This is a genomic window from Mariniflexile soesokkakense (assembly GCF_039650365.1).
GTDB classification, from domain to species: Bacteria; Bacteroidota; Bacteroidia; order Flavobacteriales; family Flavobacteriaceae; genus Mariniflexile; species Mariniflexile soesokkakense.
The window spans coordinates 74,210-89,909 of record NZ_JAZHYP010000003.1; the positions used below are offsets into that span (position 1 = coordinate 74,210).

The following is a 15,700-nucleotide window of genomic DNA, read 5'->3' on the forward strand; positions in this document are numbered from 1 at the left end:
TTATCTTTTTTTAATTAATTAACTAGAGAGTTTTTGAATTCTTTTTGCTCTTTCATCCAAGCATCGTATTCTTCTTGAGTTTCAACTACAATTTTCATTTGCATATTGTAGTGAGATTTTCCACAGATTTTATTACATAATAATAAATAGTCGAACTCGTATCTATCTAAAGCTTCGCCACCTTCGGCAATTAACTTTTGACTTTTTTCAACTCTGATATTATTAATGTTTGCAACCTTCTCAATCATTTCTGGCGTTTGTCTCATTTCTGTAGTAGTTACAGTTGGAGTAAATCCAAATTGAGTAATCATTCCAGGTACACAGTTCATTTGTGCTCTAAAGTGAGGCATATAAGCTGAATGCAATACATCTTGAGAACGCATTTTGAATAATACGGGCTTACCAACTGGTAAATGCAATTCGGTTGTAATGACATCATCCTGAGCATTTGGGTCAGCTTCATCCAAGCCTAAGATATTAGCTCTATCAATATCAATTAAACGTACATTGGCTTTACCTAAAGTATTATCCGCGCCACCGTACCTAGCTTTCCAGTTAAATTGTTGCGCATATAATTCGATAACGATTGGGTCGTCACTTTCGTCCACACCCATAATATTAATCCAAGTGTTTAAACCGTAGATGATTAAACCTGCTAAAACAATCACTGGAATAATAGTCCAAATAGCTTCTAACTTGTTATTATCAGCAAAAAACAAGGCTTTTTTACCTTTTTCACCTTTGTATTTAAAAGCAAAATAGTGTAATAAAAATTGTGTAATGGTCTGTGTGATAAAAATAATTATCATCGAGATAACCATTAGATTGTCAAGAGTCGGTCCGTGTTCGGAAGCCGAATTTGACATTAATGGTAAATCGCCCCATTTAGCAAAACATACGATGGTAATGATATAAATGAATGCTAAAAAGCCCATCATTAAATACCCATTGATTTTATTATCGTTGTCGTTGGCGACCTGAGAATTTTCAACTTTAGCCTGAGCCAAATCAAAAATCTTTACCATTTGCCAAATGGCAACTAAAATAAATACTAAAACTATAATTGTTAATAAAGCAGTCATTTGTATCGTTCGTCTTTATTTATATCTGATTAATAATGAAAATCTTCACTTTCTTTTCTAAAAGGATATCCTTTTACAAGTAACGGTGCCTTTGTTAAAGCCGTAAATACTACAAATATGAATAATCCAGCAAAAAGCAATATAGAGCTTAATTCAGGAATACCTATAAACCATCTGTCTCCTACGGTAGCTGGCATGATCATATTGAAAATATCAATATAATGTCCAAACAAAATTACCAATCCAGCCATTACTACAAACCAAGGAATACGTTTGTAATCAGCATTCATCAACATCAAAATTGGGAACACAAAATTCATTACTACCATACCTAAGAATGGCAATTGGTAATCTCCAAAACGTGTTATAAAATAGGTTACCTCTTCCGGAATGTTTGAATACCAAATAAGCATGAACTGTGAAAACCATAAGTACGTCCAGAAAATACTAAAAGCAAACATAAACTTTGCAACATCATGTAAATGGTTTTCATTTACAAACTCCAAATAGTTTCTAGATTTTAAGTAAATAGTAACTAAGGCAATAACCGTAATACCACTTACGAACATACTTGCAAAAACATACCATCCAAATAAAGTTGAAAACCAGTGTGGATCTACACTCATAATCCAATCCCAAGACATCATCGATTCTGTATATATAAAGAACACTAAGAACCCGGCGGCTATTCTGAATGATTTTTTAAAGTTACTATTATCCTCAGCAGTATCTTGTGCAATTGAGAATTTACGAGCAAAATGACGGTATAAACTCCAACCAGCTATAAAAATTAAACCTCTAACCGCAAACCAACCTATGTTTAACCAGCCTGCTTTTCCTTGGATTAATTTATCGTGAGCTACTACTTCAGGATCCATCCAAACAAATAAATTATAATGACCAATAGTACCCGAAGCCACAGCAATAGCTAAAACGATTAAAGCACCAGGCAATACATAAGCGGTGATTCCTTCCATTACTCTAAATAATACTGGAGACCAACCCGCTTGTGATGCAATTTGAATCGCATAAAATGCTAATACGCCTAACCCAATCATCATAAAGAAAAATGCAGCTACATATAGTGCAGACCAAGGTCTGTTTGCTATTTGATGCTGAACATGTTCAATATGTTCTTTGTGTTCATCTACTTGAGCATGTGCTTCTTCACCATGTCCATTATCAACTGCATGTGCATCATGACTTGCTGCTCCATGAGAAGCTTCTACTGCATGACCACCACCGTGATGAGATTCTTCTGCAAGTAAGGTTTCAACTTCTTCAAAAGATTTATGAGATGTCATAAAACCATATCCAACTCCTAACGCTCCTAAAATCATTAGTATGAAAGAAAATGTCTTTAATTTATTTGAAAATGTATACATATCTATAATAATCTTGTCTATCTTACTTTTCTAAATTAGCCTTTAATTCCAGCACATAGGAAACTACTTGCCAACGTTCTTCTTCTTTCAACTGGTTAGCATAAGAACCCATCGCATTTTTTCCATAATAAATAGTATGGTAAATACTTCCTTCGTTTATAGCTCTACCTGCATCGTCGTAACTAGGAATACCAAGAATTTTTTCGCGCTTCACTAAGTTCCCTTGTCCATCCCCTTGATTACCATGACAAATACCGCAATAAATATCATATAATGCTTTTCCTCTTTCTAAATCTACCGAAAGTGAATCTAAAGGGCTTTTCAAAGTTTCTTTTGCTAACATGTAACCTTCAGTTGAGTTTTCAATATCAAAAGGAATAAACCCTCTTGCTATAGAACCTTCTGCAGGTAATTGTGCCTCAACCCCATCTCTAAAAGCAGCTTCTCCGTACGTTTCATACCCTACAGATTCATACATATTTGGCATAAATTGATAGTTTGGTGCTGTATCCTTTTTACATGATACGGCAACTAAAAAGACCGCTAATACTAATATTTTAATTAAGCTCTTCATCATTATTAATGCGCTTTATCAATTAAATTAATCTCAACTGCTCCAGTTTCTTTAAGCAAACTTGCTAAAGCTTCCTCATTACCATCTACAGCTATTTCCATTAAAAAATGGTCATCGGTAGTTCTTGGATCCGGATTTTCAGCATTTTTAAATGGCCACATTCTACTACGCAAGTAAAAAGTAATTACCATTAAATGCGCTGCAAAAAACACCGTTAACTCAAACATAATTGGCACAAATGCAGGCATGTTTTCTATGTAGCTAAAACTCGGTTTACCACCAATATTCTGAGGCCAATCTTCAATCATAATGAAATTCATCATTGTGATTGCCACAGATAACCCTACCAAACCGTACATGAACGCTGTAATAGCGATACGTGTTGGTGCTAATCCCATAGCCTTATCTAGTCCGTGAACCGGGAACGGTGTATATATTTCTTCAATGTGATATCTTTCTGCCTTGACCTTTTTAACGGCAGACATTAATACATCATCATCGGTATAAATAGCGTGAATTACTTTAGATGCTTCCATTGCCTACGCTTCGTTTTTGTTGTTATTTACTTTATTTACAGAAGTTCTTACATCTGCTCCAGTTCCTACCAAACTATCACCTCTTTCTCTAATATTTTTATAACGCTCTCCAGATGATTTTAAAATGGTTTTCACCTCGGCTTGTGCAATTACTGGGAATGTTCTAGAGTATAATAAGAATAATACAAAGAAGAATCCAATAGTTCCTATAAAAATACCTATATCTACAAATGTTGGCGAGAACATCGTCCATGAAGATGGTAAGTAATCTCTATGTAAAGATGTTACAATAATTACAAAACGTTCAAACCACATTCCTATATTTACTACAATTGAAATAAAGAATGAGAACATGATACTTGTTCTTAATTTCTTGAACCACATAAATTGCGGAGAGAATACGTTACACGTCATCATCGCCCAATATGCCCACCAGTATGGCCCAGTTGCTCTGTTTAAGAACGCATATTGTTCGTATTCTACACCAGAATACCATGCAATAAATAACTCGGTAATATAAGCCACACCTACAATAGAACCTGTAATCATGATGACAATATTCATTAATTCGATATGCTGTACCGTAATATAATCTTCCAAGTTACACACTTTTCTCATGATAATAAGAAGCGTGTTCACCATGGCGAATCCTGAGAATACTGCTCCAGCAACGAAGTACGGAGGAAAAATTGTTGTATGCCAACCAGGGATAACCGACGTTGCGAAATCAAAAGATACAATTGTATGTACAGAAAGTACAAGTGGTGTTGCTAAACCTGCAAGTACCAATGATACTTCCTCAAAACGTTGCCAATCTTTAGCACGACCAGACCAACCAAAACTTAACAAAGAATATATTTTCTTTTGAAAAGGTTTTATAGCTCTATCACGTAGCATAGCGAAATCTGGTAATAAACCTGTCCACCAAAATACTAATGATACCGATAAATATGTTGAAATCGCAAACACGTCCCAAAGTAATGGTGAGTTAAAGTTTACCCATAACGAACCAAATTGGTTTGGTATTGGTAACACCCAGTATCCTAACCAAGGACGACCCATGTGAATGATTGGGAATAAACCTGCCTGAACTACCGAGAAGATGGTCATCGCCTCCGCAGAACGGTTAATGGCCATTCTCCATTTCTGACGGAATAATAAAAGTACCGCAGAAATAAGTGTTCCTGCGTGACCAATACCAACCCACCAAACGAAGTTAGTAATATCCCAAGCCCAACCTACAGTTTTATTTAAACCCCAAGTTCCAATACCTGTTGATATGGTATATAAAATACATCCAATTCCCCAAAGGAAAGCTACAAGTGCTATAGAGAAAACTATCCACCATTGTTTATTTGCTTTTCCTTCTACTGGTTTAGCCACATCCACAGTAACGTCGTGGTATGATTTTTCACCTGTAACTAAGGGTCTTCTAATAGGTGCTTCGTAATGAGACGCCATAATTATATAATTGATTCTTTAATTAGATTTATGCTTCAGTTGTATTTCTCACTTTTGTTTGATACATCACGTTTGGTTTTACCCCAACATGCTCTAATAAGTGATACATACGGTTATCTTCTTTAAGTTTTGCAACTTTACTTTCTTTATCATTGATATCTCCAAAAACCATCGCACCATTTCCACAAGCTGCAGAACATGCTGTTTGGAATTCACCATCTTTAATTTCGCGTCCATCACGTTTTGCATCAAGAATTGTTTTTTGTGTTTTTTGAATACACATAGAACATTTTTCCATAACACCACGAGAACGTACAACCACATCTGGATTTAATACCATACGACCTAAATCGTCATTCATATGGTAATCGAACTCATCATTTCCATTGTACAAAAACCAGTTGAAACGACGTACTTTATAAGGACAGTTGTTTGCACAATATCTAGTACCTACACAACGGTTGTAAGCCATATGGTTTTGACCTTGGCGACCATGCGACGTTGCTGCCACAGGACAAACAGTTTCACAAGGTGCGTGGTTACAGTGCTGACACATTACTGGTTGGAATGCTACTTGTGGATTCACTGAAGCATGTTCCATTTCGCCAAATTCGCTTAATGAACTTCCTAATCCAGAAATATCTTCTTTTTTCTTGTTATCACCTACAAACGATTCTTCAGATGAATAATATCTATCGATACGTAACCAATGCATATCGCGGCTACGACGCACTTCTGTTTTACCAACTACTGGTACGTTATTTTCAGCGTGACAAGCGATAACACATGCCCCACATCCTGTACAAGCATTTAAATCGATTGATAAGTTGAAATGATGCCCAATAGAGCGATCAAATTCATCCCATAAATCTACATCTGGAGATGTTACTGGAGTTTCTTTATGGTTTAAAGATACTTTAGGAACTACATTCCAACCATGCTTATGATCTTCTCTGTCGTATGTATTAAAAATCTCTAAAGATGTTTCTTTAATAATATCGCCACGTCCCATCAACGTATTATGTAACTGTACCGATGCAAATTCATGCTCTCCAGCTGTAGCTTCAATAGTAACGTTTTGTACTGTATTAAAACCTTTATATAATGCATAGGCATTAACACCTGTTTGCATTTCTTCTTTTAAACCTTTTGTTTTTCCGTAACCTAACGCTAATCCAACAGAACCTTTAGCTTGCCCAGGTTGAATCATAACCGGTACAGTTATAGTTGTTCCGTTTACAGTCACATTAGCATAACTACCATTTAAAGCGCCATTTGCAACGTGCTTATTAATTAAACCTAATGCGTCAGCATCAGCTTTTGAAATGGTTAAATAGTTATCCCAAGATGTTCTTGTAATAGGGTCTGGAAATTCTTGTAACCATGGGTTATTGGCTTGTTGCCCATCACCCATACCTACTTTGGTATATAATGTTAATTCTAAACCTGATTTTTTTGCTGAAGCAGCTAAAGCACTTGCAGCATTTCCTGAAGGTGTTTCAGCAGATGTTTCAGCATCTGATGTATCTTCAGTTTCAGTAGCAATAGCTCCAAAATACACACCATCGTGTAGCGCTTGATTGAATGAACTACCACCTAAAATAGTTGTTCCCCAAGTATCTTTAATATAATCGTGGTAAGAAACATCGCTTCCTGTCCATTTTAATAAAGCTTCTTGAAATTGTCTTGTTTTGAATAACGGACGAATAGCTGGCTGTGTAAGCGCGTAATGTCCTTTTTTCAATTCAACATCGCCCCAAGATTCTAAATAATGAGGTGCTGCTGCCACGTATTGCGTTTCTGACGCAGTTTCATCAACTTTCATTGAGAACGCAATAGATAATTCTGTTTTCTTTAATCCTGTTACAAAATCTGAAGCATTAGGCAACGTATAAACTGGATTTACACCACTCATTATAATAGCGCCAACTTTACCTGCTTTCATATCAGCAACTAAACTTAAAACAGCATTATCACTACCTTGTCTTGTTTTTACAGGAGTTTTTGGGTCGAATGCTTTACTACCTAAAAATGCATTTATTTCTAAAGCAACGGTTTGAGCATTGACGTCTTGAATTCCTGTAACTACAACGCCTTTGCTTCCAGCTTTCTTTAATTGAGCTGCTGCTTTTTTAACAGCATCTTCAATATGTGATGGCAAGCTTCCTGAAACAGAACCACCAACTACATAACTGTATAATTTAGCTAAAGCTATTTTTTGTTCGCTTGGTGTTAATGGTACACGCTTATCGGCATTGGCACCAGTTAAAGACATATTAGACTCAAACTGAATGTGACGAGACATCTCACCATGTTGCGGAATTCTGTTTTTTGAATAACCAGAATCAAAACCACCACCTTGCCAATCGCCTAAGAAATCGGCACCAACAGAAACGATGGTCATGGCATTAGAGAAATCGTAATTAGCTAAACCACGCTCTCCATATTTTGCTTGGTAAGCATCTAACGCAGCCGATTCTGAAACAGCATCATAAACTACATGACGAACATTACCGTATTTTTCTTTAAATTCGGAAATTAACTTACTAGTAGAAGGGCTCGCAAAAGTTTGTGTTAGTAACACAATTTCTTTACCAGCAACTTTTAAATCGGTTAATTTTTGATTGGTTTCTTTATCAAATGTACTCCAAGAAATAGAGGCTCCTGCTTTTTTGGGCCCTTGAACTCTTAAACTATCGTACAATCCTAAAACCGAAGCATTAACCCTAGCATTTGCTGTTCCATTAACAGCAGCTAAAGTGTTATTTTCAATTTTAATGGGACGACCTTCACGCGTTTTAACTAAAACACTAGCAAAATCAAATCCATCAGCAATAGTTGTTGCATAATAGTTGGCAACACCAGGAATAATCTCTTGAGGTTGTACTACATAAGGAATAGATTTAACAACAGGTCCTTCGCAAGCAGCTAAAGATGCTGCAGCTGTACTAAACCCTACATATTTTAAGAAATCGCGACGTGTAGTAGAACTTGCTTCTAATGTATTTTTATCACCTAAAAATTCATCAGTAGGAATTTGTTCTACAAACTCGTTTTGTTTTAGCGTCTCAACAATAGAACTATTCTCGTTTAGCTCTTCAACACTTTTCCAGTATTTCTTGTTTGATGACATATTATATAATTGAATTACTTCTTATTAAATTTATTAATAGTGGCATTTTCCACATTCTAAACCACCCATTTGAGCAGCCGTTAACTTATCTACACCATACTTTTTAGATAATTCTTCATGAATTTTAGTATAGTATGCATTATCTTTTACGTTAACATCGGTAGTTCTGTGGCATTCAATACACCAACCCATAGTTAAAGGCGCATGCTGAGAAACCACTTCCATTTCTTCTATTGGACCGTGACATGTTTGACACTCGACACCAGCAACTGTAACGTGTTGTGAGTGGTTAAAGTAAACGAAATCCGGCAAGTTATGAATACGTACCCATTTTACAGGTTGTGAGTTTCCTGTGTATTTTTGTTCAGCATCATCCCATCCTGCTGCTTTGTATAGTTTTTTAATTTCACCATCATAGAAATCTTTAGAATGCTCTGGAGTTGTTTCTCCCTTGTATTCGTAAATTGATTTATGACAGTTCATACAAACATTTAATGATGGAATTCCTGAAGTTTTACTTGTTCTTGCAGAAGAGTGACAGTATTTACAATCGATACCGTTATCACCAGCATGTATTTTATGCGAAAAGTGAATTGGCTGTACCGGTTGATACCCTTGATCTACACCAACCTGCATAAAATAACCATAAACAAAATAAGCACTAGACAACAAAAAGAATATAGCCACAACCAACATTAAAAATTGGTTTTGAACAAATGCTTGCCAAAGTGGTGTTCTTTTAGTTTCTTTAGGCAATTCTATATTTTGAGCCTCAGCAAAACGACGTAATGTTTTGTTCACTAAAAACAACCCAGCTGCCAACAATATAAATAGGATAGCTAAAGCGCCTAAGATAATTTCGTTTGAAATACCAGGATCAACTGGTGGTGGCGGTGGAGGCATATTACCCCCATCCTTAGCTGTTACTGAAACTTCAGCAGTATATGCAAGAATGTTATCAATATCTTCATCAGATAATTGTGGGAACGCAGTCATCGCCGCACCGCCATACTCATTATATACTTTGTTTGCGTAAGCGTCGCCAGATTTAATGACTCCTGGACTATTTTTTACCCAAGCATAAATCCAATCTTTACCCAAACCTTGTTCATCAGCTAAACGTGCTTCTACATTACGTAAAGCAGGCCCTGTCATTTTCTTATCTAGTTGATGACATGCTGCACAATTGGCATTAAATAATGATTTCCCTTTTGCTGGATCTCCTTGAGCAGAAAGCGAGGTTGTAAACGCTAATAATAAAACTAAGCTTATACGAAGAATGTTTACGCTTAATTTACGGTGAATCACCTTTCTCATATTGTTGGTCAAATTAACTTCTAAACTTTGGTATGATTTTTTCATTTAACAATTGAAAAAAATACAGTTAAAAAAATCTCAAACAAAAGTAATACTTAAAGTCGATTTGAGAAATGTTAGAGAACTGTTAATTGATAATTTAGAGAGATTCTAAATAATAAAAACAGCTTAAATTAAGTTTATAACGTATACATTTGTGTAAATATATTTGAAAATGAAATCATTAAATTTAAAAATTAGCGCTTTAGGTATTTTAGCTTTTATATCAACCGCAAACTATTGTTTTGCACAACAAGGAAATGTTGTAGTTAATCAAGACAAAAAAATAGCCACTTTACTAGAGGTTAAAAAAGAAATGAATAAAAACGAGAGTGATTCTGATAGATATAAAATACAAATATATAATGGCAATAGGTCTGGAGCCAGTGCCGCTATAAAAGAATTTGGAAACTCCTTTTCCGATTGGAATTCTACCGACATATACGAACCCCCAAATTTTAAAGTTTGGGTTGGGAATTTTAGAACACGATTAGAAGCGGACAGAGCTTTGAATAAAATTAAAAATAAGTTTCCTTCTGCCTTTATTTTTAAACCAAAGAAATGATTAATGTTTAGAAATGTTTCAATAAATAAAAAAGCGACCAATGGTCGCTTTTTTATTTATTGAAACTCAAATTATTTAAGTTTCTTTTTAACTTCCACTTGGTGGAAAGCTTCAATTATATCACCTTCTTGAATATCGTTGTAGTTTTTGATTTGCATACCACAATCGAAACCTTTGGTTACTTCTTTAGCATCGTCCTTAAATCGTTTTAAGGATGCTAATTCGCCAGTATAAACTACCACACCATCTCTAATTAAACGAACACTAGAACTTCTAAGGATTTTTCCGCTAGTCACCATACAACCAGCAATACTACCAATTTTGGTCACCTTAAATATTTCTCTAATTTCCGCAGTACCTAAAATTTCTTCTTTAAACTCTGGAGACAACATACCTTCCATCGCATCTTTAAGATCGTTTATGGCATCATATATAATAGAGTATGTTCTGATATCAATTTCTTCTTTATCAGCAATACTTCTTGCATTTCCAACAGGACGTACATTAAATCCGATAATAATAGCATCAGAAGCAGTTGCTAACAACACATCGCTTTCGGTGATAGCACCAACTCCTTTATGTAAAATATTTACTTGAATTTCTTCAGTTGATAGTTTTTGGAATGAATCGGTTAACGCTTCCACTGAACCATCAACATCACCTTTAAGTATGATATTCAATTCTTGGAAATCACCTAATGCAATACGACGCCCAATTTCATCTAACGTAATATGGCGCTGTGTTCTAACCGATTGTTCGCGTTGTAATTGTGCGCGTTTTGAAGCAATTTGCTTCGCTTCACGCTCATCTTCAAATACATTAAATTTATCTCCTGCCTGTGGTGCACCATCTAAACCTAATATAGATACTGGTGTTGATGGACCTGCAGCAACAACGTTATTACCGCGTTCGTCGTGCATGGCTTTTACTTTACCGCTGTTTTTTCCCGCTAATACATAATCACCAACTTTAAGGGTTCCTGCCTGCACCAAAATAGTTGCAACGTATCCACGACCTTTATCTAAAAATGCTTCAACAACAGTGCCTAATGCTGGCTTATTTGGATTTGCTTTTAACTCTAATAATTCGGCTTCAAGTAATACTTTTTCTAATAATTCTTTAACACCCGTACCTACTTTTGCAGAAATATCATGCGATTGAATTTTACCACCCCAATCTTCAACTAATAAATTCATTTGCGCTAATCCTTCTTTAATTTTTTCAGGATTTGCAGCTGGTTTATCAATTTTATTGATCGCAAAAACTATTGGAACTCCTGCTGCTTGGGCATGCGCTATAGCTTCTTTTGTTTGCGGCATAATATCATCATCTGCAGCCGCCACAATAATTGCTATATCTGTAACTTGAGCTCCACGAGCACGCATTGCGGTAAACGCTTCGTGACCAGGTGTATCTAAAAAGGCGATTTTTTGCCCGTTATCTAGTTCAACACCATAAGCACCAATATGTTGTGTAATACCGCCAGATTCACCAGCAATTACATTTTCTTTACGTATATAATCTAAAAGCGATGTTTTACCATGATCTACGTGACCCATTACGGTTACAATAGGTGCTCGTGGTTTTAAATCTTCTTCCTTATCTTCAAAAAGCTCAATAGACTCTTCAATATCAGCTGTTACAAATTCTACCTCGAATCCAAATTCATCCGCTACAATAGATAATGTTTCAGCATCTAAACGCTGATTCATAGTTACCATCATACCAAGCGACATACACGCCGAAATAATTTGAGTAACTTGAACATCCATCATAGTAGCCACTTCACTTGCAGTGACAAACTCTGTAACTTTAAGAATTTTACTTTCTGCTGCTTCTTGCTCTAGATTTCTTTCGGTTTGATCTCTATGTTGATCTCTTTTATCTCTTCTATATTTAGCACCTTTACCTTTTGAAGACTTTCCTTGAAGTTTCTCTAAAGTTTCACGTACTTGCTTTTTAACATCCTCATCACTAGGATCTTCTTTAACAATAGGACGTCTTGCTTGCCCTGGTTTATTACCTTTAAAACGGTCGCTACCTGACTTATTCGAATCTCCACCACCTCTATTATCAGTGCCTTGTTGCGGGCCACCAACTTTACTAATACGTCTACGTTTTTTCTTGTTGGCCGAAGCTGCATCACCGGGCTTTGAATCTGGCCTCTTGTCTTCTTTCTTTTTCTTAGGCTTATTGAATTGAGATAAGTCAATTTTATCGCCTGCTATTTTTGGACCGGTAAGTACCTGATATTTAGTTTTCACCTTTTCTTCAGGAATTAATTCACCTTCAGAATTAGTTATCTGTTTTTTAACTTCAGTATCTTTTTTAGATTCCGGTGTAATTCCTATTTTAGATTTGGCAGCTTCTGGTTTAGTTTCTTTCTTATCCTCAACAATAACTTGAGGTTTTACCACTTCCTCTTTAACCGGTTCTTTTTCAATGACCTTTTCTACAACTTCTTCTTTAGAAACCTCAACAGATTTATCTTCTTGCTTTGCTGTAACAGGTACTTCATCAGTTTTATTAGAACCCAAATCAATTTTTCCAACCTGCTTAGGTCCAGAAAGCGTTTTAGTGGCTTTTATTATTTCTTCTTTCCTGGCTGATTCTTTTTGCTTTTCTTCAATTTCACGTTCTCTTTGCTCACGCAGCACTTCTTTTTCTTTCAATTTTGCTTCACCAACCTCTTTAGATGCTACTTTTTTGTTGGCATCTGTTTGAAATTCATTTGAAAGAATTGAATGTACTTCTTCTGAAATTTTAGTATTCGGACTTTTTTCAATATCAACCCCTTTTGATTCCAAGAAATCAACTGCGCGGTCAATAGAAATATTGAGTTCACGTAATACTTTATTTAATCTAATTGTGTCAGCCATAAATTGCCTTTAAAATACTCAAATATATGTTATTCTTCAAATTCTTCTCTAAGAATTCTAATAACGTCTTTAATTGTTTCTTCTTCTAAATCTGTTCTTTTTACTAAATCTACTACATCTTGCTCTAAAATGCTTTTTGCAGTATCTAATCCCGCTTTACTAAATTCTTCTATAATCCAGCTTTCAATTTCATCAGAGAACTCTCTTAACTCAACATCTTCCTCAGCACCTTCTCTAAACACATCAATTTCATAGCCAGTTAATTGACCTGCCAAACGAATGTTATGACCACCCCTACCAATGGCTTTACTAACTTCTTCTGGTTTTAAAATAACCTCAGCGCGCTTCGTTTCTTCATTAATTTTTATTGAAGTTACTCTTGCAGGGCTTAACGCTCTTGTTATATATAATTGTAAATTGTTTGTGTAATTAATTACATCAATATTCTCGTTACCAAGTTCACGCACAATACCGTGAATTCTTGAACCTTTCATACCTACACAAGCACCAACAGGGTCGATTCTATCATCATAAGAATCTACAGCTACTTTTGCTTTTTCTCCAGGTATTCTCACTACGTTTTTAATAGTAATTAAGCCATCAAAAACTTCTGGAATTTCTTGTTCGAAAAGTTTTTCTAAAAACGCCGGAGACGTTCTAGACATAATGATGGTTGGTTTAGCGCCTTTTAATTCAACACTATCAACAACACCTCTTACATTGTCACCTTTTCTAAAGAAATCGGATGGTATTTGTTTTTCCTTTGGAAGCACAATTTCGTTTCCTTCATCATCTAATAAAATAACCGCTCTGTGACGAATATGATGTACCTCAGCAGTATAAATTTCACCAATTAAATCTTTAAATTGTTTAAAAACGATGGTGTTATCGTGTTCATGAATTTTAGAAATAAGATTTTGGCGCAATGCTAAAATAGCACGCCTTCCTAAATGGATAAGCTTCACCTCTTCAGAAACCTCTTCTCCTACCTCAAAATCCGGCTCAATTTTACGCGCTTCAGATAATGAAATTTCTTGGTTTGGTTCTTCAACCTCACCATCAGCCACCACCACTCTATTTCTCCAAATCTCTAAATCACCTTTATCCGGATTTACAATAATGTCGAAATTATCGTCGTCACCATATTTCTTTTTTAAGGCACTTCTAAATACATCCTCTAAAATAGCCATTAACGTTACTCTGTCAATTAGCTTATCGTCTTTGAATTCTGAAAAAGATTCAATTAACGCGATATTCTCCATAACTCTTATTGAATTAAAATTTAATCATAACTTTTGCTTCTACAATATCTTCATAAGCGATATCCGCTTGTTTTTTCACAGTTACTTTACCCTTCCCTACTGGTTTTGGCTCCCTAACTTTCCACTCTAATGTAATATTTGTGTCGGTTGCTTTTGTAAGTACGCCTTCTAGTTTTTCTGAAACTGTTCTTACAATTAGCTCTCTTTTTAAATTCTTGCTATACTGCCTTTTTTCTGTTAAAGGAGACGATGCTCCAGCTGACATGACTTCTAAAGAAAAATCATGCTCTTCTCTATCTAAATTATGTTCAATAGCTCTGCTAACAAACATACAATCTTCAACTAAAACGCCTTTATCGCCATCAATCACAATATTAATATGATTATCTCCTTGAATTGAGAAATCAATTAAAAACAAATCTGGTCGTTCAATTAACGCAGCGTCTAATAAATTCTTAACGGTATTTTTAAACATTTTTTATTATGAAAAGAGGGGACTTTCCGTCCCCTCTTTCTTTAATTTTAGCCTTTCAACGGTGCAAATATATAATATTTTATTGATTTCTAAAGTAATATTTCATAAATTTAGGTAATTCTTACTTATGAAATCATGAAAAAAATACTCGTTCCTACCGACTTTTCTACCCAAGCTGAAAACGCTTTAAAGGTAGCTGCTCAATTAGCAAAAAAACATCATTGCGAACTATATTTACTGCATATCCTTGAAGTACCCATGCACACCGTAGACCCAATGAGTTCTTATAACGACCTGCCTGAGGCTATGTTTTTTATGAAGCTAGCACACAAACAATTTGAAGAAATAAAAGCAAAAGACTATTTAAAAGGCTTAGTAATTCATGAACATGTCGAGTTTCATGAAATATTTAAAGGGGTATTTCAAGTTTGCAAAAAAAACCAAATAGACTTGGTTATTATGGGTTCTAACGGGGCAAGTGGACTAAAAGAAATGCTAATTGGCAGTAATACCGAAAAAGTGGTTCGTACTTCTGAAACCCCTGTACTTGTTATTAAAAATGAGCACAAAACATTCAAAACAAAAGACTTTGTTTTTGCATCTGATTTTAACGAAGAAAGCATAACACCTTTTAAAAAAGCTATTGCATTTGCCAACATTTTCAGCTCTAAAATACACTTACTTATGGTGAATACGCCAAATCATTTTATAACATCAAACGACGCCCAAAATAGAATTCAAAGTTTTATTAAAGATATAAAAATGCCAAGTCATACCATTAACATCTACAATGATGTGACCATTGAAACAGGCATTATGAATTTTTCACAATATATCGAAGCTGATTTAATTGGTATGAGTACCCATGGCAGACAAGGTATTTCACATTTCTTTAATGGCAGTATCAGTGAAGATTTAGTAAACCATGCAAAGCGACCTGTAATTACATTCAAAATCTAACAAAAAAATCCCAATCTTTCGATTGGGATTTT

General features: G+C 35.2%; 12 protein-coding genes. 2 read left to right on the forward strand and 10 right to left on the reverse strand.

Annotated elements, in window-relative coordinates; all coding sequences use genetic code 11:
- Positions 1-14: 14 nt before the first annotated feature.
- The 7 genes from VP395_RS07080 to VP395_RS07110 are packed head-to-tail and all read right to left on the reverse strand — an operon-like array spanning position 15 to position 9,488.
- On the reverse strand, positions 15-1,082 hold the full coding sequence (locus VP395_RS07080) for a cytochrome c oxidase subunit II (protein ID WP_346241080.1): 1,068 nt from the start codon (positions 1,080-1,082) through the stop codon (positions 15-17).
- 29 nt (positions 1,083-1,111) lie between these two features.
- Complete coding sequence (locus tag VP395_RS07085; RefSeq protein WP_346241081.1) at positions 1,112-2,467, reverse strand: quinol:cytochrome C oxidoreductase; 1,356 nt, start codon at positions 2,465-2,467, stop codon at positions 1,112-1,114.
- 22 nt (positions 2,468-2,489) lie between these two features.
- A complete protein-coding gene (locus tag VP395_RS07090) occupies positions 2,490-3,041 on the reverse strand; it encodes a c-type cytochrome (RefSeq protein ID WP_346241778.1) in 552 nt (183 codons plus the stop codon).
- A gap of 5 nt (positions 3,042-3,046) precedes the next feature.
- A complete protein-coding gene (locus tag VP395_RS07095) occupies positions 3,047-3,577 on the reverse strand; it encodes a DUF3341 domain-containing protein (RefSeq protein ID WP_346241082.1) in 531 nt (176 codons plus the stop codon).
- Between the two features lie 3 nt (positions 3,578-3,580).
- Positions 3,581-5,038 carry an NrfD/PsrC family molybdoenzyme membrane anchor subunit gene (nrfD, locus tag VP395_RS07100; RefSeq protein WP_346241083.1) on the reverse strand — a complete coding sequence of 486 codons (1,458 nt, stop codon included), beginning with the start codon at positions 5,036-5,038 and terminating at the stop codon, positions 3,581-3,583.
- A gap of 28 nt (positions 5,039-5,066) precedes the next feature.
- Positions 5,067-8,171, reverse strand: coding sequence for a TAT-variant-translocated molybdopterin oxidoreductase (locus tag VP395_RS07105; RefSeq protein WP_346241084.1), 3,105 nt, complete (start codon positions 8,169-8,171; stop codon positions 5,067-5,069).
- A 33-nt stretch (positions 8,172-8,204) separates the two neighbouring features.
- Positions 8,205-9,488 (reverse strand): cytochrome c3 family protein, encoded by a 1,284-nt coding sequence (locus VP395_RS07110; protein WP_346241779.1) that lies wholly within the window; start codon positions 9,486-9,488, stop codon positions 8,205-8,207.
- A 214-nt stretch (positions 9,489-9,702) separates the two neighbouring features.
- Between VP395_RS07110 and VP395_RS07115 the strand changes: the two genes are divergently transcribed.
- Positions 9,703-10,092: an SPOR domain-containing protein gene (locus VP395_RS07115; RefSeq protein ID WP_346241085.1), complete on the forward strand. Its 390-nt coding sequence runs from the start codon at positions 9,703-9,705 to the stop codon at positions 10,090-10,092.
- 71 nt (positions 10,093-10,163) lie between these two features.
- Here VP395_RS07115 and infB read toward each other — a convergent pair whose 3' ends face one another.
- From infB to rimP, 3 genes are read right to left on the reverse strand one after another with little or no spacing between them, the layout of a single operon-like run.
- Positions 10,164-12,971 (reverse strand): translation initiation factor IF-2, encoded by a 2,808-nt coding sequence (gene infB, locus VP395_RS07120; protein ID WP_346241086.1) that lies wholly within the window; start codon positions 12,969-12,971, stop codon positions 10,164-10,166.
- Positions 12,972-13,000: 29 nt separating this feature from the next.
- Positions 13,001-14,233 carry a transcription termination factor NusA gene (nusA, locus tag VP395_RS07125; RefSeq protein ID WP_346241087.1) on the reverse strand — a complete coding sequence of 411 codons (1,233 nt, stop codon included), beginning with the start codon at positions 14,231-14,233 and terminating at the stop codon, positions 13,001-13,003.
- A gap of 13 nt (positions 14,234-14,246) precedes the next feature.
- Entirely contained in the window at positions 14,247-14,708 is a 462-nt protein-coding gene (gene rimP, locus VP395_RS07130; protein ID WP_346241088.1) for a ribosome assembly cofactor RimP, read from the reverse strand.
- Positions 14,709-14,843: 135 nt separating this feature from the next.
- Between rimP and VP395_RS07135 the strand changes: the two genes are divergently transcribed.
- Positions 14,844-15,668, forward strand: coding sequence for a universal stress protein (locus VP395_RS07135; RefSeq protein ID WP_346241089.1), 825 nt, complete (start codon positions 14,844-14,846; stop codon positions 15,666-15,668).
- Positions 15,669-15,700: the final 32 nt, after the last annotated feature.